This window comes from Enterobacter sp. SCRI0065, from assembly GCF_059766475.1.
Map to the genome: position 1 here is coordinate 394,204 of NZ_JCBAJB010000002.1, position 21,698 is coordinate 415,901.

The window sequence follows — 21,698 nt, forward strand, 5'->3', positions numbered from 1 at the left end:
GAGGAAGACGTTCTCGGGTTTTTTTATTTTTATACTCAGTCAACGGGTGCCTGCGGGCATTGGATGTAAGGAAATCGAGATGGAATACCAAGCTTTGGCGAAGGATATTCTTGCCCACGTTGGGGGCAAAGAGAATATCGGCAGTCTGGTTCATTGTGCCACCCGACTTCGTTTCAAATTAAAAGAGAATCAAAAGGCCGATGCGCAAGGGCTGAAGCAAAATCCGGGCGTGATTATGGTTGTCGAAAGCGGCGGTCAATTTCAGGTGGTTATCGGTAATCACGTTCACGACGTCTGGCAGGCGGTGCGGGCAGAAGCAGGCCTGACGGACGATACCCCCGTTGCGGCTGATGACAAAGGTGATAAAGGCAATCTGCTGGGTCGTCTGATTGATATCGTTTCCGGTATTTTTACACCGTTTCTCGGCATTCTGGCGGCCTCCGGTATTCTGAAAGGGTTACTGGCGCTGGCGGTGGTCTGCGGTTGGCTCACGACCGACAGCGGAACATACAAAATCTGGTTCGCAGCAAGCGATGCGCTGTTCTTCTTCTTTCCGCTGGTGCTGGGCTACACCGCCGGTAAAAAGTTTGGCGGCAATCCGTTTATCACCATGGTCATCGGCGGGGCGCTCACTCATCCGATGATGATTCAGGCGTTTGAAGCCAGCCAGCAGGTGGGGGCGGTGTCAGAGGCATTTATGGGTATTCCCGTGACCTGGTTTAACTACAGTTCTTCGGTTATTCCCATCATTCTTGCCGCGTGGGTGAGCTGCTGGCTGGAAAAGCAGAGCAGCAGGTTGTTACCGTCGTCGATGAAAAACTTCTTCGCGCCGCTCATCTGTTTAGTGGTGACCGTCCCGCTGACGTTCCTGATTATTGGTCCCATCGCAACCTGGCTGAGCCAGCTACTGGCGAACGGCTATCAGTGGATTTATGTTCTGGCACCGTGGCTGGCAGGGGCGGCGATGGGGGCACTCTGGCAGGTCTGCGTGATCTTCGGGCTGCACTGGGGGCTGGTGCCGTTGATGATCAATAACCTGGCCGTACTGGGCCACGACTCTATGCTGCCAATGTTGCTGCCTGCGGTGATGGGGCAGGTGGGGGCCGCGCTGGGTGTCTTCCTGCGTACCCGAGACGCGCGCCAGAAGATGATCGCGGGTTCCTCCGTTACCGCGGGGATTTTCGGTATCACCGAACCGGCTGTGTATGGCGTCAACCTGCCGCTGCGCCGCCCGTTTATCTTCGGCTGCGTGGCGGGTGCGGTGGGCGGCGCGATTGTAGGCTTTAGCAACACGCACGTTTACTCCTTTGGCTTTGCCAATATCTTTACCGTGGCGCAGATGATCCCGCCGGGTGGCGTCAATGCCACGCTGTGGGGCGGCATTATCGGCACGCTGGTGGCGCTGGTCTTGAGCTGCGTCATGACGCTGGTCGCCGGAATGCCTAAAAGCGCCGCGCAGGATGAGCAGGTTATAACGGTGGGTGAGGGCGAAGTTTTAGCCCCAATGAGCGGAACCGTGCTGGCGCTTGATCAGGTGCCCGACACCACCTTTGCCAGCGGCTTGCTGGGACAAGGCGTGGCGATTATTCCTTCCGACAATAAAGTCATAGCCCCGTTTGCAGGCGAAGTGGCGTCGTTGTTCCAGACCAAACATGCCATCGGTCTGCTGAGCGAGAGCGGTATTGAGGTACTGATCCATGTCGGCATCGACACCGTGAAGCTCGACGGTAAGCCCTTCACCGCGCATGTTACCGTGGGAGACAAAGTTCAGCCCGGCGACCTGCTGTTGGAGTTCGATCGTCAGGCCATTATCGACGCCGGATACGATCTGGCGACCCCCATTATTATCAGCAATAGTGACGATTACCGTGATGTGGTGACCGTGGCGGCAACGTCCGTCAGTGCCGGAGCACCGCTATTAAACGTAAGCCATCAATAACAGGAGAACGTGATGAAAACTTTCCCGGAAACATTTCTGTGGGGCGGCGCGGTTGCCGCAAACCAGGTAGAAGGCGCTTATCTGGAGGAGGGTAAAGGCCTGTCGACCTCAGACGTACAGCCGCAGGGGGTATTTGGCAAGGTGGTAGAGCGCGTTGAGGGCGACAGCGGCATTAAAGATGTGGCGATCGATTTCTACCATCGCTACCCGGACGATATCAAACTGTTTGCCGAAATGGGCTTTAGCTGCTTGCGCGTGTCGATTGCCTGGACGCGTATCTTCCCGAATGGCGACGAGCAGCAGCCGAACGAAGCTGGACTGGCATTTTACGACAAGCTGTTTGACGAACTGGCGGCACACAACATCACGCCGCTGGTGACGCTGTCGCATTATGAAATGCCGTGGGGGCTGGTGAAGCAATACGGCGGTTGGGGCAGTCGGCAGACCATCGGCTTCTTCGAGCGCTATGCGCGTACCGTATTTGCCCGATACAAAGAGAAAGTGAAGCTGTGGCTCACGTTTAATGAAATCAATATGTCCCTGCATGCGCCGATGACGGGCGTCGGCCTGCCGGAAACCAGCAGCAAAGCGGAAGTATATCAGGCGATTCACCATCAGCTGGTGGCGAGTGCGCTGGCGGTGAAGGCCTGCCACGAGATTATCCCGGACGCTAAAATCGGCAACATGCTGCTCGGCGGCCTGGTTTATCCTCTAACCTGTAAGCCAGAAGACGTGCTGGAAGCCTTACAGGAAAACCGCGCGTGGCAGTTCTTTGGCGACGTCCAGTGTCGCGGGGCGTACCCGGGCTATATGCTGCGATTCTTCCGCGATAATGGTATTACGCTTGAAATCACCGATGCCGACCGCGAAGCGCTGAAAGCCACCGTCGATTTTATCTCCTTCAGCTACTACATGACCGGCTGCGTGACCACCGACGAGGAGCTAAACCAGCAGGCGCGCGGCAATATTTTGAGCATGGTACCCAACCCGCACCTGGCGAGTTCCGAGTGGGGCTGGCAAATCGACCCCATTGGCCTGCGTACGCTGCTGAACGTGCTGTGGGATCGTTATCAGAAGCCGCTGTTTATCGTTGAGAATGGTTTGGGTGCGAAGGATAAGCCAGACGCTAACGGCGTGGTGCAGGACGACTATCGCATTAGCTATCTCAACGACCATCTGGTGCAGGTGCGCGAGGCGATCGACGACGGCGTGGAAGTAATGGGCTACACCAGTTGGGGACCGATCGATCTGGTGAGCGCGTCCAAAGCTGAGCTATCTAAGCGTTATGGCTTTATCTATGTCGATCGCGATGATAGCGGTAACGGTACGCTGGCGCGCAGCCGTAAGAAAAGTTTCTACTGGTATCAGGAAGTGATTGCCACCAACGGGGCGTCGCTGAAAGCGGAGTAAGCGTAGGACGTGCCCGTCAGGTGCAATACCTGACGGGCAACATCATCAGAAAATCATCTTAAATACGCCAGTGACCACCAGCAGGCCAATAATGAATATGATTAAGATAGCCCAAAGTAATATTTTCATTCCCTTCTCCCTTGCTAAACGAGCGTAAGTTAATAAGTGTAGCAGCCAGACGGAAGCATAAAATCATAAGCACCGTGAATGATTGCAATTATCTAATTCTCAAGGGGAATATTTTTCCAAATATGTGAATGTATGACATTTTACGGATTGCCACGGGTTACTAAAAAAAAGAAAAACAGCAGGCGTAATTTGCCACTTTATTTTTATGTGAATGCGTCATGAAACGTTCAATTATTTATTCTTGCAGTTTGCCTCTGTCGTTACTTCTTGTTGCCTGCGCGCCCAGCCACGATACGGCGTCGCTTCAACAGCACGCTCCTTTAGCAAAAATAGACACTCAGTTAACCACGGGTCAGTGGCCGAAAAATGAGTGGTGGAAAGATTTCCACGATCCCAGGCTTGATGCGTTAATTGCTAAAGCACAGGCAGACGCGCCGGATATGCAAATTGCCCGGCAGCGCATTGCCCTGGCCGAGGCGCAGGCGAAAATGGCGGCGGCCGCTGATGGGCCACAGGTTGATTTTTCAGCCGATGCCGAACGACAAAAAATGTCGGCTGAAGGCCTGATGGGGCCGTTTGCGTTAACCGATCCTGCGGCAGGGACAACCGGGCCCTGGTATACCAACGGGACATTCGGCCTGACTGCGGGTTGGGATTTAGACCTGTGGGGTAAAAACCGCGCGCAGGTTGAAGCACGCATTGGTAAGGTCAACGCGCAAAAGGCAGAGATGGAACAAACACGTCAACTGCTCGCGAGCAGCGTGGCGCGTCTCTATTGGGAGTGGCAAACGCAGTCTGCGATTGGCAACGTGCTGACGGCGATTAAACAGGAGCAGGACAATATTATCGCTGCCGATCGTGAGCTGTACCAGCACGGTATTACCTCCTCTGTAGAAGGGGTTGAAACGGATATTAATTCCAGCAAAACCGATGAGCGCCTGGCAGAAGTCAGCGGGAAAATGAAGACCATTGAGGCGCGTTTACAGGCCCTCACCAATGACACATCTATAAAACTGACCCCGCATGCGCTGCCTAAGGTTGAAGCTTCTCTGCCTTCTACTTTGGGTTACGAACTGTTGGCCCGTCGTCCGGATCTTCAGGAAGCACACTGGTATATCGAGGCCTCGCTCAGCCAGATTGACGCGGCAAAAGCGGCATTTTATCCCGATGTTAACCTGATGGCCTTCCTGCAACAGGATGCGCTGCATTTAAGCGATTTGTTCCGCTCCTCGGCGCAGCAAATGGGGGTGACCGCAGGGTTTACCTTGCCGATATTTGACAGCGGTCGGCTCAATGCAAATCTTGATATTGCCCAGGCCCAAAGCAACCTGAGCGTCGCAAATTACAACAAGGCCGTTGTTGATGCAGTGAATCAAGTCGCACGTACCGCCAGCGAAGTGGAAACGCTGATGGCGAAAAACCAGCACCAGCAGCGGGTAGAAGCCGATGCGGCACGGGTTGTTGGACTGGCGCAGGCACGGTTAAGCGCCGGAATTATTGCCGGATCGCGCGTGAGCGAGGCCAAAATTCCGGCTCTGCAGGAGCAAATTGCCGGGCTAATGCTCAAGGGGCAATATGTCGATGCGACGCTTCAACTGACCTCGGCACTGGGTGGCGGCTATCATCACGGGTAAAACGTGAGGGTTATCTATACTTACCTCTTTGCAGGTTTTCAGGAGGTGAGTATGGAATCGAATCATCGTGTTGCGATTGTCACCGCATCGGATTCAGGAATTGGCAAAACCACGGCGTTAATGCTGGCTGAACGCGGCTTTGATATTGGCGTCACCTGGCATTCTGATGAACAAGGCGCGCAGGAAACATGTCGCGAAGTTGAGCGCCGTGGCCGTCGCGCTGAAGCTATCCAACTGGATTTAAGCCATCTTCCTGATGGGGCAAAAGCCATTGCGACGCTTATTGATCGCTTTGGTCGACTCGACGTGCTGGTTAACAATGCCGGGGCAATGGCAAAAGCGCCGTTTCTTGACATGAACTTTGACGACTGGCGTTCAATTTTCACCGTCGATGTGGATGGCGCTTTTCTCTGCTCGCAAATTGCCGCCCGGCAGATGGTGAAGCAAGGGCAAGGGGGGCGAATAGTGAATATTACGTCGGTGCATGAACATACTCCGCTGCCTGACGCCAGCGCCTACACGGCGGCGAAACATGCGCTGGGCGGGCTCACCAAGTCCATGGCGCTGGAGCTGGTACAGCACAAAATCCTGGTCAACGCCGTTGCGCCCGGCGCCATCGCCACGCCAATGAATGACATGGACGACGACGAAGTGGAGGACGGTTCAATGCCAGAAATCCCGCTGGCGAGGCCGGGGCATACCAAAGAGATTGCCAGCCTCGTGGCGTGGTTATGCGATACGGACGCCAGCTACACCACCGGGCAATCGTTTATCGTCGACGGTGGGTTTATGCTGGCAAATCCGCAGTTTAAGCCGGCATGAGGATAACCCGTCACTCCCGATTTTTTTCGCGGTGCTTCAGCCACAGTCGCACCGCAATCACGGCCACGACCACCACAATCAGCCACGCCCAGTGCTTAAGATGTTGATCGAGATGATGCAGCCACGGACCAATCACCTCGCCGCCAACATAGCCTAACGAGGTGAAGATCAGTGCCCAGGCAATGGCACCGACAATATTAAGCGGCAGGAAAATTTTCGGCGAAAGTCGGCTCGCCCCAATCAGCAGCGGGCCGATAATGCGAAAGCCGTACATAAACCGCGTTCCTATCACGAACAGGTAAGGGTGGCGCTGGATGAGACGTTGGGCGCGGTTAATTTTCTTTTGATGTTTCGCAAAACGTTTCAAAAGGGTTGGCCCAAAACGCAAGCCCAGGAGGTAGAGCAGCTGATCGCCAATCATGCCGCCCAGGGCAACGGCGGCTACAACCAGTGGAAAACGCAGCAATCCCTGATGCGCCGCCACACCGCCAAGAAGGGTGATGGTTTCGCCTTCAGCCACGCTGCCTATCACCAGCGCAGCATAACCATATTGTTCTATCAAACCATTGATATCCATAACGTCAGTGGAGTCTCCCTGCGAAAGTCTGCATTAAGCATACACCCTGTGAATCAATGGAGGGGAAACCACAGACAATTCCCATCAACTGCATTTTTCATGCTGTACATAAAATAATCTAAATGCTGCATTATACTGAGAGTATCGCTGTCCGGGTCGACAACAAGGGGGCTGTATGAACCATGTCTGGGGACTGTTTTCCCATCCCGATCGTGAGATGCATGTCATTAGAACTGAGAACGAAACGGTCGCGCATCACTACACCCATCATGTTCTGCTCATGGCGGCAGTGCCGGTGATCTGCGCATTTATTGGCACAACACAAATTGGCTGGAACTTCGGCGATGGTAACATCGTGAAGCTCTCATGGATGTCCGGGCTGGCGCTGGCCGTGGTGTTCTACGGTTTGATGCTGGCAGGCGTGGCGATCATGGGGCGAGTCATATACTGGATGGCGCGGAACTATCCGCAACGTCCGTCATTGACGCTCTGTATGGTTTTCGCCGGATACGTGGCAACACCGCTGTTTATGAGCGGCGTTGTGGCGCTTTATCCGCTGGTATGGCTTTGCGCGCTGATAGGAACTATCGCGCTATTTTATACCGGCTACCTGCTGTTTGTCGGGATCCCAACCTTCCTGAATATCAACAAAGATGAGGGGCTCAACTTCTCCGGCTCAACCCTCGCCATTGGGGTGCTGGTCCTCGAAGCGCTCCTCGCGCTGACCGTCATCCTGTGGGGTTATGGTTACCGCCTCTTCTGACCTGAATGCATTGCTGGCGTAAATGCCAGCAATGCAGCATCTGTTCACGAATATCCACTGGCGACATGCTACATGGACCGCTATGATGCCTTTGCCAGCCTGTGTAGGCCCGTTTTCACAGGAGGCGTACGTCATCACGTGCCTGAATAATTATCAGAAGTCTCACCATGCTGAAAATCCGAGTTTCTTTACTTAGCCTCGCGCTGATGCTGGCGGTGCCCGTTGCGCTGCCTGCGATCGCCAAAACGTCCACGGTGGCCAGCGCCGCCCAACCGGATATCGCCTCCGGTAGTGCGATGATTGTCGATCTCAATACCAATAAAGTGATCTACTCAAGCCACCCGAATCTGGTGCGCCCGATCGCTTCTATCACCAAATTAATGACCGCGATGGTGGTGCTGGACGCACGGCTGCCGTTGGATGAGAAACTAAAAGTCGATATTAGCCAGACGCCGGAAATGAAGGGGATTTATTCTCGCGTGCGTTTAAACAGTGAAATCAGCCGCAAGAATATGTTGCTGCTGGCGCTGATGTCGTCTGAAAACCGCGCAGCGGCAAGCCTGGCGCATCATTATCCCGGCGGCTATGACGCATTCATTCGTGCAATGAATGCGAAAGCGAAGTCATTGGGTATGGTGAATACGCGCTTTGTTGAACCGACAGGGCTGTCGATTCATAACGTCTCGACCGCCAGTGATTTAACCAAAATGCTGATTGCCAGTAAGCAGTATCCGTTGATAGGCCAGCTCAGCACCACTCGTGAAGAGATGGCGACCTTTGCCAACCCGCCGTATACCCTCCCGTTCCGTAATACCAACCATCTGGTGTATCGCGATAACTGGAATATTCAGCTTACCAAAACTGGATTTACCAATGCGGCTGGTCACTGTCTGGTGATGCGTACCGTCTTTAACGGCAAACCGGTGGCGCTGGTGGTGATGGATGCCTTCGGCAAATATACTCACTTTGCCGACGCCAGCCGTCTGCGTACCTGGATTGAAACCGGGAAGGTGATGCCTGTTCCGGCTGCTGCGTTGAGCTATAAAAAGCAAAAGGCAGCGCAAATGGCCAGTGCGTCAACGTCCGGTGAACAAACCGCGCAGAACGACTAACTATTCCGGCAGCGTCCAGTCACCCTCGTTGAGTGGACGCTGCATTATTAATGTATCCCGCCAGTTTCCTTTCTTGTAACCCACGCTTCTGAGCTGTCCGGCAATCTCAAAACCATGCTTTTTATGCAGTCGAATCGAGCCTGCATTGTTGTGCCCGTCACCCACGACAGCAATCATCTGCCTCCATGGGCCTTTCTCGCACCGTTCTATCAGGGCGTCCATCAGCGCGCTGCCAAACCCACGTCCGGTGGCGCTGGCGTCAACGTAGATGGATTCTTCAAGCGTATAACGATAAGCCGGGCGCGGACGGTACAGCGAGGCGTAGCAATAGCCGACGACCACGCCACGATACAGCGCCACCATCCAGGGTAAATCTTCGGCCACTATGCTGCTCATGCGCTGGCGCATCTCATCAACGGTTGGGGGGATTTCTTCAAATGATGCACGACCGTTAAGCACATGCCAGGCGTAAATCGCGGCGATAGCATGAACGTCGTCAGGTTGGGCGTCACGCACCTCAACTTCGGTGGTAGATAATATTTCGACGGCCGACATGGTGGGTTTGCTCCTCGTCAGGGAAGGCCGGAGAAACGTTTCTCCGGCAATGTGACGTTACTCTAGTACGATTACGACGCGCTTAACAATAGCGTTAGTGCGGCTTTACTGTGGGTTCAATGGCTTGTGGATCGTCAGCCACTGTCTCCACGGCTTCTTTCCAGTATTTATGCTTGGTTGTCTTACCAATTCCGGGATTCATGCTGTTTGTTGGATCGTTCTCGCGATAAAAACGCTTAAGCGTTTCTGGCGCTTCATACAGATGCCCAACGTTATGCTCAGCAGGGTATTGCGCCCCGCGTACGCGCAGCAATTCAAGCATCTCATCTTTCAATGCATGCGCATCGACGCCTTTTTTGACGATGTAATCCTGATGGAATACATGGCACATAAAGTGGCCGTAATAGAGCTTATGCACCAGTTTGCTGTCGATTTCCGCTGGCAGATGTTCGAACCATTCCGTGTCGTTTCGGCGCAGCGCGATATCCAGCGCCAGAATGTCTTCTACCTCATCGGCATGCACTGCCTGATAACGAATAGCCGCGCCCGCAGCGGCGAAGCGATGCAAAAAGGCTTTGCTGCCTTCTTCTGGCGTACAGGCAAAGAAATCGCCTTCAGCGGTTTTGAAGAACTCAGCGAGCCAACTTTGCGCTTCAGCAATGCCGTTACCTGACATTTTCAGCAGCAGATGATGTTCATACTTGTCGCGCCAGCTTTTCATGCGCGGGGGAAGATGCGACGGGAAGGCGCTGCCCAGCTTCTGCATAAAGCGGTCGCTAAAATGCGGTTTGAACAGCGACACCTTATCCAGCATGGCGTCGGCGCGTCCCTTCATCGTGAAGAAGAAGGGCATTTTGTCGGTGCCAAGCTTGTCGATCATCAGGAAGGTGTCTTTACCGTAGCGCTCGGCGATATCGTAGATATCCCGATGCATATATTCGCCCGCGACCGGCAGATTCGTGAACTGCCCCAAAATATGACGACGAATTTCGGTCAGCACTTCAGGCTGATTGGTGCCGATATAAAAGACCTGTTGTTGTTTCTCTGCCGGGAACGTGTCCAGACGGACGGCAAACACGGCCAGCTTGCCTGCGCAGCCTGAGGATTCAAACAGACGGTCCGGATCCGCGTTATAGCGCGCTGGAGTATCGGCCTCGATATCGCGTACGCGCTCGACGTAATTATGATCGTGGGCGTGACGCCCGTCGTGCTGGACGTCGCCATCATTGACACGCTCGTCGTCGAGCTTGCTGAGGATCTGTTCCGGCGTCACGCCAAGATTGATCCCCAGGTGGTTAACCAACTGAAGCTTGCCATTTTCATCAATGCGGGCATACAGCGACATCTCGGTATAGGCCGGGCCGCGTTGCACCAGCGAACCGCCGGAGTTATTGCAGATCCCACCCACGACCGACGCCCCGATACAGGACGATCCGATCACCGAGTGTGGCTCGCGACCCAAAGGTTTCAGCGCCTTTTCCAGCGAATAGAGCGTGGTGCCAGGATAGGCCAGAACCTGCTCGCCTTTATCCAGGATGTGAAGCTTATCCAGACGCAAGGTGCTGATAATGACGATATCACGGTCATAATCATTGCCGTTTGGCGTAGAGCCTTCGGTCAGGCCGGTATTTGCCGCCTGCATCAGAATGATTTTATCGGCTTCGACGCTGACGGCTAATACGCGCCACAGTTCCAGCAAGGTACCAGGGAAAACCACCGCCAGCGCTTCGCCTTGACCCGAGCGGAAGCCTTTACGATAGCGAGCGGTTTTTGCCGGGTCGGTGAGCAGGTGAGAGTGACCCACCAGGCGCGACAGTTCGTTGATGAATACGTTGTTATTTTGGGTCCGAACGGAAGTCATTATCCACTCCTTGTGATGGGGCAAATTTCTCGCCATAAAGCATAGCGCGATTAACCGTTACGCGAGCGAGTATTCACCAGAAAAATCAGAGAATAACCCTGCCAGGTTCACAGGGTTTATGGCACACTGCGCTTTTCGTACGGTCTGGTCGAGAAAGTCCGGCGGTTAATGATGAGAGAGTACAACAACATGAAATGGCTTTGTTCTGTAGCTGTCGCAGTCGGTCTGGCGCTGCAACCCGCGCTGGCTGAAGATCTGTTTGGCAATCACCCGTTAACGCCAGAAGCGCGTGACGCCTTTGTCACGGACTTGCTCACTAAAATGACCGTCGATGAGAAAATCGGCCAGCTGCGTCTGATAAGCGTCGGGCCGGACAATCCTAAAGAAGCCATCCGCGAGATGATCAAAGAGAGCCAGGTCGGGGCGATTTTTAACACCGTCACGCGTGAAGATATCCGCAAAATGCAGGATCAGGCCATGCAGCTTAGCCGCCTGAAAATCCCGCTCTTCTTTGCCTACGACGTGGTTCACGGCCAGCGTACCGTTTTCCCTATTAGCCTCGGGTTAGCCTCTTCTTTCAATCTGGATGCCGTGACTACCGTTGGGCGCGTCTCCGCGTATGAAGCGGCCGATGACGGCCTGAACATGACCTGGGCACCGATGGTCGATGTCTCTCGCGATCCACGCTGGGGCCGGGCATCTGAAGGTTTTGGTGAAGATACTTATCTGACCGCCACGCTGGGTAAAACCATGGTCGAAGCGATGCAGGGCAAAAGTCCGGCCGATCGTTACTCGGTAATGACCAGCGTGAAACACTTTGCGGCTTATGGTGCCGTAGAGGGCGGTAAAGAGTACAACACCGTTGATATGAGTCCGCAGCGTTTGTTTAACGACTACATGCCGCCGTACAAAGCGGGGCTGGACGCTGGCAGCGGTGCGGTAATGGTGGCGCTGAACTCGCTGAACGGTACGCCTGCTACCTCTGATTCATGGTTGCTGAAAGATGTGCTGCGCGACCAGTGGGGCTTCAAAGGCATTACGGTTTCCGATCACGGCGCAATTAAAGAACTGATTAAGCATGGTGCGGCGTCCGATCCCGAAGACGCAGTGCGCGTGGCGCTCAAAGCCGGTATTAACATGAGCATGAGCGACGAGTATTACAGCAAATATCTGCCCGACCTGGTAAAAACCGGCAAGGTGACGATGGCGGAGCTGGACGATGCGACGCGTCACGTTTTGAACGTGAAATATGACATGGGTCTGTTTAACGATCCGTACAGCCATCTGGGGCCGAAAGACTCCGATCCGCAAGATACCAACGCCGAAAGCCGTCTGCATCGTAAAGAGGCGCGTGAAGTGGCGCGCGAAAGCCTGGTTCTGCTTAAAAACCGCCTCGACACGCTGCCGTTGAAAAAATCCGCCTCGATTGCCGTGGTTGGTCCGCTGGCCGACAGTAAACGCGACGTGATGGGAAGCTGGTCCGCTGCGGGTGTGGCTGACCAGTCTGTCACTGTATTAACCGGCATTAAAAATGCGCTCGGTGAAAACGGTAAAGTGGTTTACGCCAAAGGCGCAAACGTCACCAGCGACAAGGATATCGTCACCTTCCTGAACCAGTATGAAGAGGCGGTGAAGGTCGATCCGCGCTCGGCTAAGGAGATGATCGACGAAGCCGTTAACGCAGCGAAACAGGCTGACGTGGTGGTGGCCGTTGTGGGTGAAGCGCAGGGTATGGCGCATGAAGCCTCCAGCCGAACTGACATCAATATTCCGCAAAGCCAGCGTGATTTGATTGCCGCCCTGAAAACCACCGGCAAGCCGCTGGTATTGGTGCTGATGAATGGTCGTCCATTGACGTTAGTGAAAGAAGACCAGCAGGCGGATGCGATTCTCGAAACGTGGTTTGCCGGTACCGAGGGCGGAAATGCGATTGCCGACGTGCTATTTGGTGATTACAACCCGTCTGGCAAGCTGCCGATGTCCTTCCCGCGCTCGGTGGGACAGATTCCGGTGTATTACAGCCACCTGAACACTGGCCGTCCTTACAATGCCGACAAGCCGAATAAATATACGTCGCGTTACTTTGACGAGGCCAACGGTCCGTTGTATCCGTTCGGCTACGGCTTGAGCTACACCACCTTTACGGTGTCCGATGTGAAAATGTCTGCACCGTCCATGACGCGTGACGGCAACGTGACGGCCAGCGTGGATGTCACCAACACCGGCAAACGCGAAGGAGCAACGGTTATTCAGATGTATGTTCAGGACGTTACGGCGTCGATGAGCCGTCCGGTGAAGCAGCTGCGTGGTTTTGACAAAGTTGACCTTAAACCTGGCGAAACCAAAACCGTGAGCTTCCCGATTGATGTGGATGCGCTCAAGTTCTGGAACCAGCAGATGAAGTACGACGCTGAGGCGGGCAAGTTTAACGTCTATATCGGGGTCGATTCTGCACGCGTCAATAAAGGTGAGTTCGAACTGAAGTAATAGACATCACCAAAGACAACACACGAAACCCGCCTCGCTGCGGGTTTCGTGACAGATAACACACCTTTTCTCGTCTCTGCGCATTAATCACCTCAATTCCGCCCTTTTCAACACGCCGTTCCCCCTAAAGTGTGAGGCTTTTCACAACTCATTTCTGCGCGTCAGCTGAAAACGTGAACAGTATCATAAGTGCTTGTCGCCTTCTCCGGGCGGAGTGATGGCTCTCACTTTTCACATAAAATCTGGTGAAATGCGCCCCCGATGCCGGGCCATGACGCCGTTTAATGCCTGTCAAATTACAGCTGACAGGTATTCACATGAAGCTCTCTTTAGAAAATGTCGATCTCGACCGCAGCGGCATGACGGCGGTAACCGTCGAACTTCAGCACGCCATTACTACGCTCGCGCAGGCCGGCGGCGGGACGCTGGTGGTGACGCCGGGCACCTACCTGACGGGTACGCTGATACTGCCGTCGAATTTCACGCTACACCTTGAGGCCGGGGCGCGGCTGCACGCCAGCCCGCACGAGGCAGATTATCAGGCCGCCGAAACGCACAGTATCGCCGAGCTTTCCCGCATGGCGCTGATTTACGCCAGGGATGCGCAGCGCGTCACCCTGAGCGGGGCGGGCTGTATCGATGGGAGTGCGACCGCCTGGTTTAGTCCGCAGGTTGATAAACAGGGCTACAGGCAGCCGAAAGTCCATCGCCCGCGACTGCTGGTGCTGGAAGGCTGCGAGCAGGTCCGGCTGACGGATATCACGCTCTGCGACGCGCCTATGTGGACGGTGCATCTGGTCAGCTGTCATCACGTTTTTATCCGCAATATCACCATTGATAACGACCTGACGCTGTCCAACACCGACGCGCTGGATATCGATAGCTGTCAGCACGTTCACATCAGCGACAGCTATTTTAGCGCCGCCGATGATGGCATCTGCCTGAAGACTACCGCCAAGGCAGCTGCACTCCAGCAGCCAATCGAAAACGTCACGGTCAACAACTGCATCATTCGTTCAAAAAGCTGTGCCATCAAAGTCGGCACCGAAACCTTCGCCGATATCAGCAATGTCACCGTCGCCAACTGTGTGATTTATGAGTCCAATCGCGGGATTGGCCTGGTCTCGCGCGACGGGGGACATTTCCGCCAGATGAGCTTTTGCAACATGACCTTCGACTGCCGTCACGGCGATCCCTGCCACTGGGGCAAAGCCGACCCGGTATTCATCTCCGTTCGCCACCGCGCGCCCGACGTGATGCCGGGTGAAATCAGCCAAATCAGCTTCACCAACCTGAACGGTACCGGCGAGGGGGCCATCAATCTGCATAGCGAAATAGCGGGCGCTATTCGTGATATCAGCTTTAACGGTTTGACCTTCCATCAAATTGTCAGCGGCTCGGATCAGCAGGGGCGTTACGACGTGCGCCCGCCGTGCAATCCGCAGCGTCCAACCGGAATGGGGCTGGATAACGCCTATTGGGTCGATCCGCAAACGGGCTGCGCTCATGGCGTGGAACGTTACCCACACGGGCTTCCCGCCATCTATGCCAGCGGGGTGCAGAACCTGCATCTCAATGCGGTCAATCTCACCCGTCCCGCGCCGCTTCCTGCGGGCTGGGATACAGACGATGTTCGAATCAACAGCGGCGAAAGCAGGGGATCAAAATGATAAAAAAAGTGCGGGAAATTAAGCTGCGTAACTATGTCTGTTACGGGCTGGCGGATGTGATTGGCTCCGGGGCATTTACGCTGGTAAGCGCCTGGCTGCTGTTCTTTTTAACCACCTTCTGCGGCCTGACGCCCATTCAGGCGGGGTCCCTGTTTGCCGTGGCGCGCATTGTTGATGTGATTATGTGCCCGGTGATCGGATATGTTTCTGATAACTTCCATAAAACACGCCTGGGGCGTCGCTTTGGTCGCCGCCGTTTCTTCCTGTTGGCCAGCATTCCGCTGGTGTCTGTCTATAGCCTGCTGTGGGTTGAAGGCTTTAACTACTGGATGTACCTGCTGTTTTATATCCTGTTTGAAATCGTCTATACCATGATCATTATCCCTTACGACACCCTGTCGGCAGAGATGACGTCCGATTTCAAAAAACGATCAAAACTGACCAGCGCCCGGATGTATATCGCTCAGCTTGCCGGATTTGCAGCAGCGTTCCTCCCCGGGCGGCTGGTGGCCTGGTTCGGCCCTGAGTCGTCGGACTCCTTTTTCTATACCGGGGCGATATTCACCGTCTCCTTTATGATCGTGCTGTTCTTTGTCTACTTCGGTACCTGGGAGCGTTCGCTGGAAGAGATCCAGCAAAACGAACAACACGATGAGGACGAAGAAAAAGAGCCGTTCGCGACGCGGGTTTACCATATCTATTACGATTTTGTCTCAACGCTGAAAATCAAAACGTTCCGCTCGCATCTGGGGATGTATTTGGGCGGGTCGGTTGCCCAGGATATTTTCAACTCCGTCTTTACCTACTTTGTGGTCTTTGCACTGATGACCTCATCGGTCATGGCATCCAATTTGCTGGGCGTCGTGAATGGACTGCAATTCTTTGGGGTCGGCATCGCCACCTGGTTGACGTTACGCTTTTCACCGTCGCGCGCGTTTGCAACTCAGGCCACGATGGCGCTGGTGGCGTTTGCCCTGTTCGTCGCGGCGTATTTCAGCAGAACAAGCGGAATGTCGTTACTGTACGTTGGAGCGGCGGTCGCCGGGCTGGCGCGCGGCGGGATTTATGCCATCCCGTGGAATAACTACACCTTTGTCGCTGACGTGGACGAAATTCTGACGGGCAGCCGTCGGGAGGGCATTTTCGCCGGGTTTATGAGCCTGCTGCGCAAAGCTTCTCAGGCGCTGTCGATTTTCCTGGTCGGCGTAGCGTTACAGATGTCGGGATTTGTTTCGGGACAAAGCGTGCAGCCGCAGTCGGCCATCAACATGATTCTGATGATCATGATTGTTCTGCCGGTGATCCTCACCGTGTGGGGGATCTGGTCTGCCTTCCAGTTTAAGGTCAACAGCCGAACTCACGGCATTCTTAATGAAGAGGTGGCCCGTCTGAAGCAGGGCGGCAGTAAGGCCACCGTGAGCGCCGAGAATAAGGCGGTGATAGAAAGCTTGACCGGTATGCCCTATGAGTGCTGTTGGGGCGAAAACACCGTGGGTTATCTGAACCGCAAGCGGATGAATGCCCGCCTGCTTCAGGACAAAATCGCATGACGGAACAGAGCGTCTTTATCCAGCAGGGGCTCTGGGCTCGGCTGGGATTGCCCCGGGAGCTGTGCTGGGGTTTTATCGGCATCTTTCTGTTTATCACCGGAGCCACGATTGAGCAGAGCTGGCTGGCATCGATGCTGCAACATCGTGGCTTTGATGCCGTACAAATCAGCCTGCTCTCTTCGGTATTCGGCCTGTGTGTGGCGGCGGTGTCGTGGTTTTCCGGCATCGGGGCGGGGGTGCTCGGCTTGCGGCGATTGATGTGGGCCGCCACGCTTGTCTATTTTATCGGCTCGATTCCGTTTATTGGCTACGCGCTGCCGCACGGGAATTATCCGTTGATGGTGGCGAGCTATGCCCTGCGCGGCGTGGCGTATCCACTGTTTGCCTACTCTTTTTTGGTGTGGATTAATCAGCGCTGCGAACCGGCAATATTAGGCCGCGCGGTGTCGTGGTTCTGGATTGCTTTCGGCGTGGGGATGACCATTGTTGGGCCCTGGTATTCCAGCCTGATGTTGCCGATTATCGGTGAAATAGCCACGCTGCTGAGCGGCTTTGCATTTGTCATGCTGGGCGCATGTTGTGCGCTGGTGCTCAATCGTGACCGTCCTCACTGGCAGCGCGACGGGCGACTCGGAGCCGCCTGTGCTGAAGGGATCCTGGTGCTGGTCCGTGAACCGAAAATGCGTCTCGCGGTTATCGTCAAAACCATCAACGATATCGGTAAATTCTCGCTGGTGATTTTGATGCCGGTTTACCTGCCGCGCTTTGGTTTTAGCATCGCGGAGTGGCTCACCATCTGGGGGCTGGTGAACGTGGTGAATATTTTCGCCAGTTATTTCTTCGGCTGGTTGGGCGATACCCTCGGCTGGCGCAACACGGTGGTCTGGTTTTCTGGCACGCTGTGTGGGCTGGCGATGATTTCAGTGTGCTACGCCCCGGTGTGGTTTGGTGACAGTGAAATCGCGCTGTTTCTGGCGCTGGCGCTTTACGCCATCGGGTTGGGGGCGTTTGGCCCGTTGAGTGCGCTTATCCCATCGTTACTACCGGACAACAAAGGCGCAGCCATCTCGTGTCTTAATCTGGGGTCCGGGTTGAGCAATTTCGTCGGCCCGCTGATTGTGACGCTGTGCGTTTCACCGTTTGGCGTGGAAGGCACGCTGTGGGTCATCGCCATCCTCTATTTTGCCGCCAGCGTGCTGACGATTCCGCTGAAACTCCCCGCTGAGCGCTGATTCCAGGTAGAAACGGTGGTTTTCGTCTACGCTTTTCTCTCAAGCCTCTGAAAAAGGCCGCAAAATAATGAGGAAAGCAGCATGACAATTTCAAAGGGGATAATAGGCTCAGCGATGCTTCTTGCGGCGCTGAGCTTGCCTTTACACGCCGCAGAGCCGGTGAAAGTAGGATCAAAAATCGACACCGAAGGGGCGTTGCTGGGGAATATCATTCTGCAGGTGCTTGAAAGCCACGGGGTGAAAACCGTTAACAAAGTCCAGCTCGGTACCACGCCCGTGGTGCGCGGTGCGATCACTTCGGGCGAGCTGGATATCTACCCGGAATACACCGGAAACGGTGCGTTTTTCTTTAAAGATGAGAACGACGCAGCGTGGAAAAATGCCCGCGCGGGCTATGAGAAAGTGAAAAAACTCGATGCCGAAAAAAACAAGCTAATCTGGCTGACGCCTGCACCGGCCAACAATACCTGGACCATTGCCGTACGCAAAGATCTCGCGGAGAAGGGCAAGCTGACCTCGCTTGACGACCTGAGTCGCTATCTGAAAGACAAAGGCGAATTCAAGCTGGCGGCCTCGGCGGAATTTATCGAGCGCCCGGACGCATTGCCCGCTTTTGAAAAAGCGTATGGCTTTAAATTAGAACAGAGCCAGCTGCTGTCATTGGCCGGTGGTGATACGGCGGTGACCATTAAAGCGGCTGCGCAGAAGACCTCCGGCGTGAATGCCGCCATGGCCTATGGCACTGACGGCCCGGTTGCCGCGTTGGGACTACAAACCTTATCCGATCCTAAAGGCGTCCAGCCTATTTATGCCCCCGCGCCGGTTGTGCGCGAAGCGGTGCTAAAAGCCTATCCGCAAATGGATGAATGGCTGAAGCCGGTCTTTGAAAAACTGGATGAAAAAACGCTGCAGCAGCTGAATGCGAGCATTGCGGTGGAAGGGCTGGATGCCAAAAAAGTGGCGGCAGATTTCCTGAAGCAAAAAGGGCTCGTGAAGTAACAAGGTAATGCTGTGCCGATAAAATGTCATAACCGCGTACTGCTGCTTCTGGTGTTCTTTGCGCTGGCGGCGTGCGCGCTCCCGTATGTAAACTTTTCCCCCAACCGCCTGATGTCGGGTGAGGGGCGTGCTGTCTGGCAGGTCTGGCCGTTTGCGCCTCTCCTGCTGGCGTTGGCGATCTGTTTTGTTGCGACGCTCGCGCTGCGGCAAGGGCGGTTGCCGCTTATTCTGACGCTGATAGCGTGTGAGCTCCTGTTTGGGGTGCTGACCTGGAGCGCGGGCGAGGCAGCTACCCATCTGGCGAACACGGAAAGCCCGCTTGCGCGTACCTCGATAGGCAGCGGGCTATGGTTGTGGATGGCGTTATGCCTGCTGGCCTGTAGCGATGTCATTCGACGCCTGACTCACCAGCCCTTCTGGCGCTGGCTCCTGCACGCCCAGATTTGGATCCTACCGCTGGGGCTGTTATTTAGCGGTGAACTCAACTCTCTCTCCCTGCTCAAAGAGTACGCGAACCGGCAGGACGTGTTCGATGATGCCTTTCTACAGCATCTGACCATTTTGTTCGGCACCTTGCTCCCGTCATTGCTTATCGGCGTACCGATTGGCCTGTGGTGTTATCGCCATCCCGCGCGTCAAGGGCCGGTATTCACCGTACTGAACATTATTCAAACTATTCCCTCCGTTGCGCTGTTCGGCCTGTTGATCGCGCCTTTGGCGGGGCTGGTGAAGACCTTTCCGCTGCTCTCCTCGCTGGGTATTGCCGGGACGGGGATGACGCCAGCGCTGATTGCGCTCGTGCTCTATGCGTTGCTACCGCTTGCGCGAGGCGTGGTGGCGGGATTAAGCCAGGTATCACCGGATGTGCTGGAAAGCGCAAACGCCATGGGGATGAGTCAAAGCCAGCGCTTCTGGAAGATTCAGCTACCGATTGCCTTACCGGTACTGCTGCGCAGCCTGCGAGTGGTTGCGGTACAGACGGTGGGGATGGCGGTGATTGCGGCGCTGATTGGCGCAGGTGGCTTTGGCGCACTGGTGTTCCAGGGGCTTCTCAGCAGCGCACTGGATTTAGTTTTGCTGGGCGTTATTCCGACGATCGCCCTGGCGGTGATCATTGACGCACTCTTTGCCTTGTGGCTGGCCCTGCTCAAGGGGAGAAACAATGATTGAATTTCACGATGTAAATAAAAGCTTTGCCGGACAGCCGGCGGTGAGCAACCTGAATCTACGATTTGAAGAAGGGGCGTTTACGGTACTTATCGGCACCTCCGGATCGGGCAAATCGACCACCTTAAAGATGATCAACCGCCTGGTGGAACATGACAGCGGGCTTATCCGCTTTGCCGGGGAAGAGATCCGCAGCCTACCGATACTGGAGCTTCGCCGCCGGATGGGGTACGCCATTCAGTCCATCGGTCTTTTTCCCCACTGGACGGTGGCTCAGAACATTGCCACAGTGCCGCAACTGCAAAAATGGTCGCGACAGAAAATAGCCGATCGTGTGGATGAACTCATGGCGCTACTGGGGCTGGAGCCAATTTTGCGTCACCGCTATCCGCATCAACTGTCTGGCGGTCAACAGCAGCGCGTTGGCGTGGCGCGCGCGCTGGCGGCGAATCCTCAGGTGTTGTTGATGGATGAACCTTTTGGCGCGCTGGATCCGGTGACGCGCAGCGCGTTACAAATGGAGATGACCCGCATTCATCGCATCCTTGGGCGCACCATTATCCTGGTGACTCATGATATTGATGAAGCCCTACGCCTGGCCGACCGGCTGGTGCTGATGGACCACGGAGAAGTGGTGCAGCAGGGTACGCCGCTGGAGCTATTAACGCATCCGGCCACCGATTTTGTCCGTGAGTTCTTTGGGCGCAGCGAGCTGGGCGTGCGGCTGCTTTCACTGCGCACGGTGAATGACTATATGCGTCCACAGGCTCATGCTGTAGAGGGCGAGCCGTTACGCGCGCAGATGAGCCTGCGCGATGCGCTTTCTGTTTTTGTCGCCCGCCAGTGCGAAGTATTACCTGTAGTCGATGACCAGGGCGCGCCGTGCGGTACGCTGCATTTTCGCGATCTGCTGGCGGGGGAGGTTGCACGTGAAATGGATACGTGATCCGCTACTCTGGCTAGTGTTGTGCTTTGTCGCACTCTTATTTCTGATGCCACACAGCGGCTGGCTGTTTAGCGCTTTATTCCCCGAACTCCCTCGGCCCGTGTATTTGCAGGAGAGTTTTATCAGCCTGACGCTGGCGCACTTCTGGCTGGTTGGGGTGTCAAGCGTGGTAGCGATGGTGCTGGGCGTTGGTGCGGGCATTATCGTGACCCGTCCGGCTGGCAAAGAGTTTCGGCCATTGGTGGAGACTATCGCGGCGATCGGCCAGACGTTTCCGCCGGTTGCGGTGCTGGCGATTGCGGTACCGGTGATAGGATTTGGACAGGAGCCTGCCATTATTGCGCTGATACTTTACGGCGTATTACCGATTTTACAGGCAACGCTTGCCGGACTGACGGCGGTTCCCGCTGGGGTCATTAGCGTGGCAGAAGGAATGGGCATGAGCGCCGGACAGCGGCTGCGAAATGTGGAGCTGCCGTTGGCGGCTCCGGTGATCCTGGCGGGCGTTCGAACCTCGGTGATCATTAACATCGGTACCGCGACAATTGCCTCAACGGTGGGAGCCAACACGTTAGGCACACCGATAATCATAGGGTTGAGCGGATTCAACACGGCCTATATTTTACAGGGCGCCGTGCTGGTGGCCTTAGCCGCGATCGTGGTTGACAGAGGATTCGAACGTCTGGCGCACTACCTCAGCCGACACCGCCGCGCACAATAAATGAGTAACCGGCCAGCATAACGCCGCCGATGCCGCTGACGGCCATCAAAACGAAGAGGGTGATAACGGCGACTTTGGTTGCCTGCATAATGTGCTCCTTTTGTTAACCGCGTAATTATACGGT

Annotated in this window: 19 protein-coding genes; 14 read left to right on the forward strand and 5 right to left on the reverse strand. The window is 55.2% G+C overall.

Translation table 11 applies throughout. The features are described 5' to 3' along the window. Positions 1-79 precede the first annotated feature (79 nt). Both bglF and AC6EMZ_RS07715 read left to right on the forward strand, forming a co-directional pair. On the forward strand, positions 80-1,939 hold the full coding sequence (gene bglF, locus AC6EMZ_RS07710) for a PTS beta-glucoside transporter subunit IIABC (protein WP_498401882.1): 1,860 nt from the start codon (positions 80-82) through the stop codon (positions 1,937-1,939). A 12-nt stretch (positions 1,940-1,951) separates the two neighbouring features. Further along, positions 1,952-3,349, forward strand: a complete 1,398-nt coding sequence (locus AC6EMZ_RS07715; protein ID WP_498401883.1) for a glycoside hydrolase family 1 protein — start codon at positions 1,952-1,954, stop codon at positions 3,347-3,349. A gap of 45 nt (positions 3,350-3,394) precedes the next feature. On the opposite strand, the gene yohP is transcribed toward AC6EMZ_RS07715, so the two are convergent. Next, positions 3,395-3,478 carry a small membrane protein YohP gene (yohP, locus tag AC6EMZ_RS07720; protein ID WP_124023456.1) on the reverse strand — a complete coding sequence of 28 codons (84 nt, stop codon included), beginning with the start codon at positions 3,476-3,478 and terminating at the stop codon, positions 3,395-3,397. A gap of 218 nt (positions 3,479-3,696) precedes the next feature. Here yohP and mdtQ point away from each other — a divergent pair, with 218 nt between their 5' ends. Both mdtQ and AC6EMZ_RS07730 read left to right on the forward strand, forming a co-directional pair. Beyond that, complete coding sequence (gene mdtQ / locus AC6EMZ_RS07725; RefSeq protein WP_498401884.1) at positions 3,697-5,112, forward strand: multidrug resistance outer membrane protein MdtQ; 1,416 nt, start codon at positions 3,697-3,699, stop codon at positions 5,110-5,112. 51 nt (positions 5,113-5,163) lie between these two features. Further along, a complete protein-coding gene (locus AC6EMZ_RS07730) occupies positions 5,164-5,934 on the forward strand; it encodes an SDR family oxidoreductase (RefSeq protein ID WP_498401886.1) in 771 nt (256 codons plus the stop codon). Positions 5,935-5,944: 10 nt separating this feature from the next. Here AC6EMZ_RS07730 and AC6EMZ_RS07735 read toward each other — a convergent pair whose 3' ends face one another. After that, positions 5,945-6,511, reverse strand: a complete 567-nt coding sequence (locus AC6EMZ_RS07735; protein ID WP_498401887.1) for a DedA family protein — start codon at positions 6,509-6,511, stop codon at positions 5,945-5,947. Positions 6,512-6,686: 175 nt separating this feature from the next. Here AC6EMZ_RS07735 and AC6EMZ_RS07740 point away from each other — a divergent pair, with 175 nt between their 5' ends. Both AC6EMZ_RS07740 and pbpG read left to right on the forward strand, forming a co-directional pair. Next, positions 6,687-7,274 (forward strand): Yip1 family protein, encoded by a 588-nt coding sequence (locus tag AC6EMZ_RS07740; protein ID WP_498401889.1) that lies wholly within the window; start codon positions 6,687-6,689, stop codon positions 7,272-7,274. Positions 7,275-7,441: 167 nt separating this feature from the next. After that, entirely contained in the window at positions 7,442-8,386 is a 945-nt protein-coding gene (gene pbpG, locus AC6EMZ_RS07745; protein ID WP_498401890.1) for a D-alanyl-D-alanine endopeptidase, read from the forward strand. Here pbpG and AC6EMZ_RS07750 read toward each other — a convergent pair whose 3' ends face one another. Next, positions 8,387-8,941, reverse strand: coding sequence for a GNAT family N-acetyltransferase (locus tag AC6EMZ_RS07750; protein WP_498401892.1), 555 nt, complete (start codon positions 8,939-8,941; stop codon positions 8,387-8,389). 94 nt (positions 8,942-9,035) lie between these two features. Continuing rightward, positions 9,036-10,802: a D-lactate dehydrogenase gene (gene dld, locus AC6EMZ_RS07755; RefSeq protein WP_498401893.1), complete on the reverse strand. Its 1,767-nt coding sequence runs from the start codon at positions 10,800-10,802 to the stop codon at positions 9,036-9,038. 189 nt (positions 10,803-10,991) lie between these two features. Here dld and bglX point away from each other — a divergent pair, with 189 nt between their 5' ends. The 8 genes from bglX (at position 10,992) to AC6EMZ_RS07795 (ending at position 21,574) form a co-directional block, all read left to right on the forward strand. After that, positions 10,992-13,289: a beta-glucosidase BglX gene (gene bglX, locus AC6EMZ_RS07760; protein WP_498402298.1), complete on the forward strand. Its 2,298-nt coding sequence runs from the start codon at positions 10,992-10,994 to the stop codon at positions 13,287-13,289. Between the two features lie 317 nt (positions 13,290-13,606). Next, positions 13,607-14,959: a glycoside hydrolase family 28 protein gene (locus tag AC6EMZ_RS07765; protein ID WP_498401894.1), complete on the forward strand. Its 1,353-nt coding sequence runs from the start codon at positions 13,607-13,609 to the stop codon at positions 14,957-14,959. After that, positions 14,956-16,509 carry an MFS transporter gene (locus AC6EMZ_RS07770; RefSeq protein ID WP_498401895.1) on the forward strand — a complete coding sequence of 518 codons (1,554 nt, stop codon included), beginning with the start codon at positions 14,956-14,958 and terminating at the stop codon, positions 16,507-16,509. Before AC6EMZ_RS07765 ends, AC6EMZ_RS07770 begins: the two co-directional genes overlap by 4 nt. After that, positions 16,506-17,741: an MFS transporter gene (locus tag AC6EMZ_RS07775; protein WP_498401897.1), complete on the forward strand. Its 1,236-nt coding sequence runs from the start codon at positions 16,506-16,508 to the stop codon at positions 17,739-17,741. The genes AC6EMZ_RS07770 and AC6EMZ_RS07775 overlap by 4 nt, the downstream gene beginning before the upstream one ends. Positions 17,742-17,822: 81 nt before the next feature. Then, a complete protein-coding gene (osmF, locus tag AC6EMZ_RS07780; protein WP_498401899.1) occupies positions 17,823-18,740 on the forward strand; it encodes a glycine betaine ABC transporter substrate-binding protein OsmF in 918 nt (305 codons plus the stop codon). Between the two features lie 12 nt (positions 18,741-18,752). Continuing rightward, positions 18,753-19,910 carry an ABC transporter permease gene (locus AC6EMZ_RS07785; protein ID WP_498401901.1) on the forward strand — a complete coding sequence of 386 codons (1,158 nt, stop codon included), beginning with the start codon at positions 18,753-18,755 and terminating at the stop codon, positions 19,908-19,910. Then, positions 19,903-20,853, forward strand: a complete 951-nt coding sequence (locus AC6EMZ_RS07790) for an ABC transporter ATP-binding protein (protein WP_498401903.1) — start codon at positions 19,903-19,905, stop codon at positions 20,851-20,853. Before AC6EMZ_RS07785 ends, AC6EMZ_RS07790 begins: the two co-directional genes overlap by 8 nt. Then, positions 20,837-21,574, forward strand: coding sequence for an ABC transporter permease (locus tag AC6EMZ_RS07795; RefSeq protein WP_498401905.1), 738 nt, complete (start codon positions 20,837-20,839; stop codon positions 21,572-21,574). The genes AC6EMZ_RS07790 and AC6EMZ_RS07795 overlap by 17 nt, the downstream gene beginning before the upstream one ends. On the opposite strand, the gene AC6EMZ_RS07800 is transcribed toward AC6EMZ_RS07795, so the two are convergent. Continuing rightward, positions 21,549-21,662 (reverse strand): protein YohO, encoded by a 114-nt coding sequence (locus AC6EMZ_RS07800; RefSeq protein WP_498401907.1) that lies wholly within the window; start codon positions 21,660-21,662, stop codon positions 21,549-21,551. The genes AC6EMZ_RS07795 and AC6EMZ_RS07800 overlap by 26 nt on opposite strands. Between the last annotated feature and the right edge of the window lie 36 nt (positions 21,663-21,698).

Bases quoted from the DNA above. Each gene is read 5' to 3' on its own strand.
- dld (WP_498401893.1), bottom strand. From the start codon at position 10,802: ATGACTTCCGTTCGGACCCAAAATAACAACGTATTCATCAACGAACTG.
- AC6EMZ_RS07790 (WP_498401903.1), top strand. From the start codon at position 19,903: ATGATTGAATTTCACGATGTAAATAAAAGCTTTGCCGGACAGCCGGCG.
- AC6EMZ_RS07730 (WP_498401886.1), top strand. From the start codon at position 5,164: ATGGAATCGAATCATCGTGTTGCGATTGTCACCGCATCGGATTCAGGA.
- yohP (WP_124023456.1), bottom strand. From the start codon at position 3,478: ATGAAAATATTACTTTGGGCTATCTTAATCATATTCATTATTGGCCTG.
- AC6EMZ_RS07765 (WP_498401894.1), top strand. From the start codon at position 13,607: ATGAAGCTCTCTTTAGAAAATGTCGATCTCGACCGCAGCGGCATGACG.
- AC6EMZ_RS07770 (WP_498401895.1), top strand. From the start codon at position 14,956: ATGATAAAAAAAGTGCGGGAAATTAAGCTGCGTAACTATGTCTGTTAC.
- bglX (WP_498402298.1), top strand. From the start codon at position 10,992: ATGAAATGGCTTTGTTCTGTAGCTGTCGCAGTCGGTCTGGCGCTGCAA.
- AC6EMZ_RS07800 (WP_498401907.1), bottom strand. From the start codon at position 21,662: ATGCAGGCAACCAAAGTCGCCGTTATCACCCTCTTCGTTTTGATGGCC.
- AC6EMZ_RS07775 (WP_498401897.1), top strand. From the start codon at position 16,506: ATGACGGAACAGAGCGTCTTTATCCAGCAGGGGCTCTGGGCTCGGCTG.
- AC6EMZ_RS07750 (WP_498401892.1), bottom strand. From the start codon at position 8,941: ATGTCGGCCGTCGAAATATTATCTACCACCGAAGTTGAGGTGCGTGAC.
- AC6EMZ_RS07740 (WP_498401889.1), top strand. From the start codon at position 6,687: ATGAACCATGTCTGGGGACTGTTTTCCCATCCCGATCGTGAGATGCAT.
- osmF (WP_498401899.1), top strand. From the start codon at position 17,823: ATGACAATTTCAAAGGGGATAATAGGCTCAGCGATGCTTCTTGCGGCG.
- AC6EMZ_RS07735 (WP_498401887.1), bottom strand. From the start codon at position 6,511: ATGGATATCAATGGTTTGATAGAACAATATGGTTATGCTGCGCTGGTG.
- AC6EMZ_RS07715 (WP_498401883.1), top strand. From the start codon at position 1,952: ATGAAAACTTTCCCGGAAACATTTCTGTGGGGCGGCGCGGTTGCCGCA.
- bglF (WP_498401882.1), top strand. From the start codon at position 80: ATGGAATACCAAGCTTTGGCGAAGGATATTCTTGCCCACGTTGGGGGC.
- mdtQ (WP_498401884.1), top strand. From the start codon at position 3,697: ATGAAACGTTCAATTATTTATTCTTGCAGTTTGCCTCTGTCGTTACTT.
- pbpG (WP_498401890.1), top strand. From the start codon at position 7,442: ATGCTGAAAATCCGAGTTTCTTTACTTAGCCTCGCGCTGATGCTGGCG.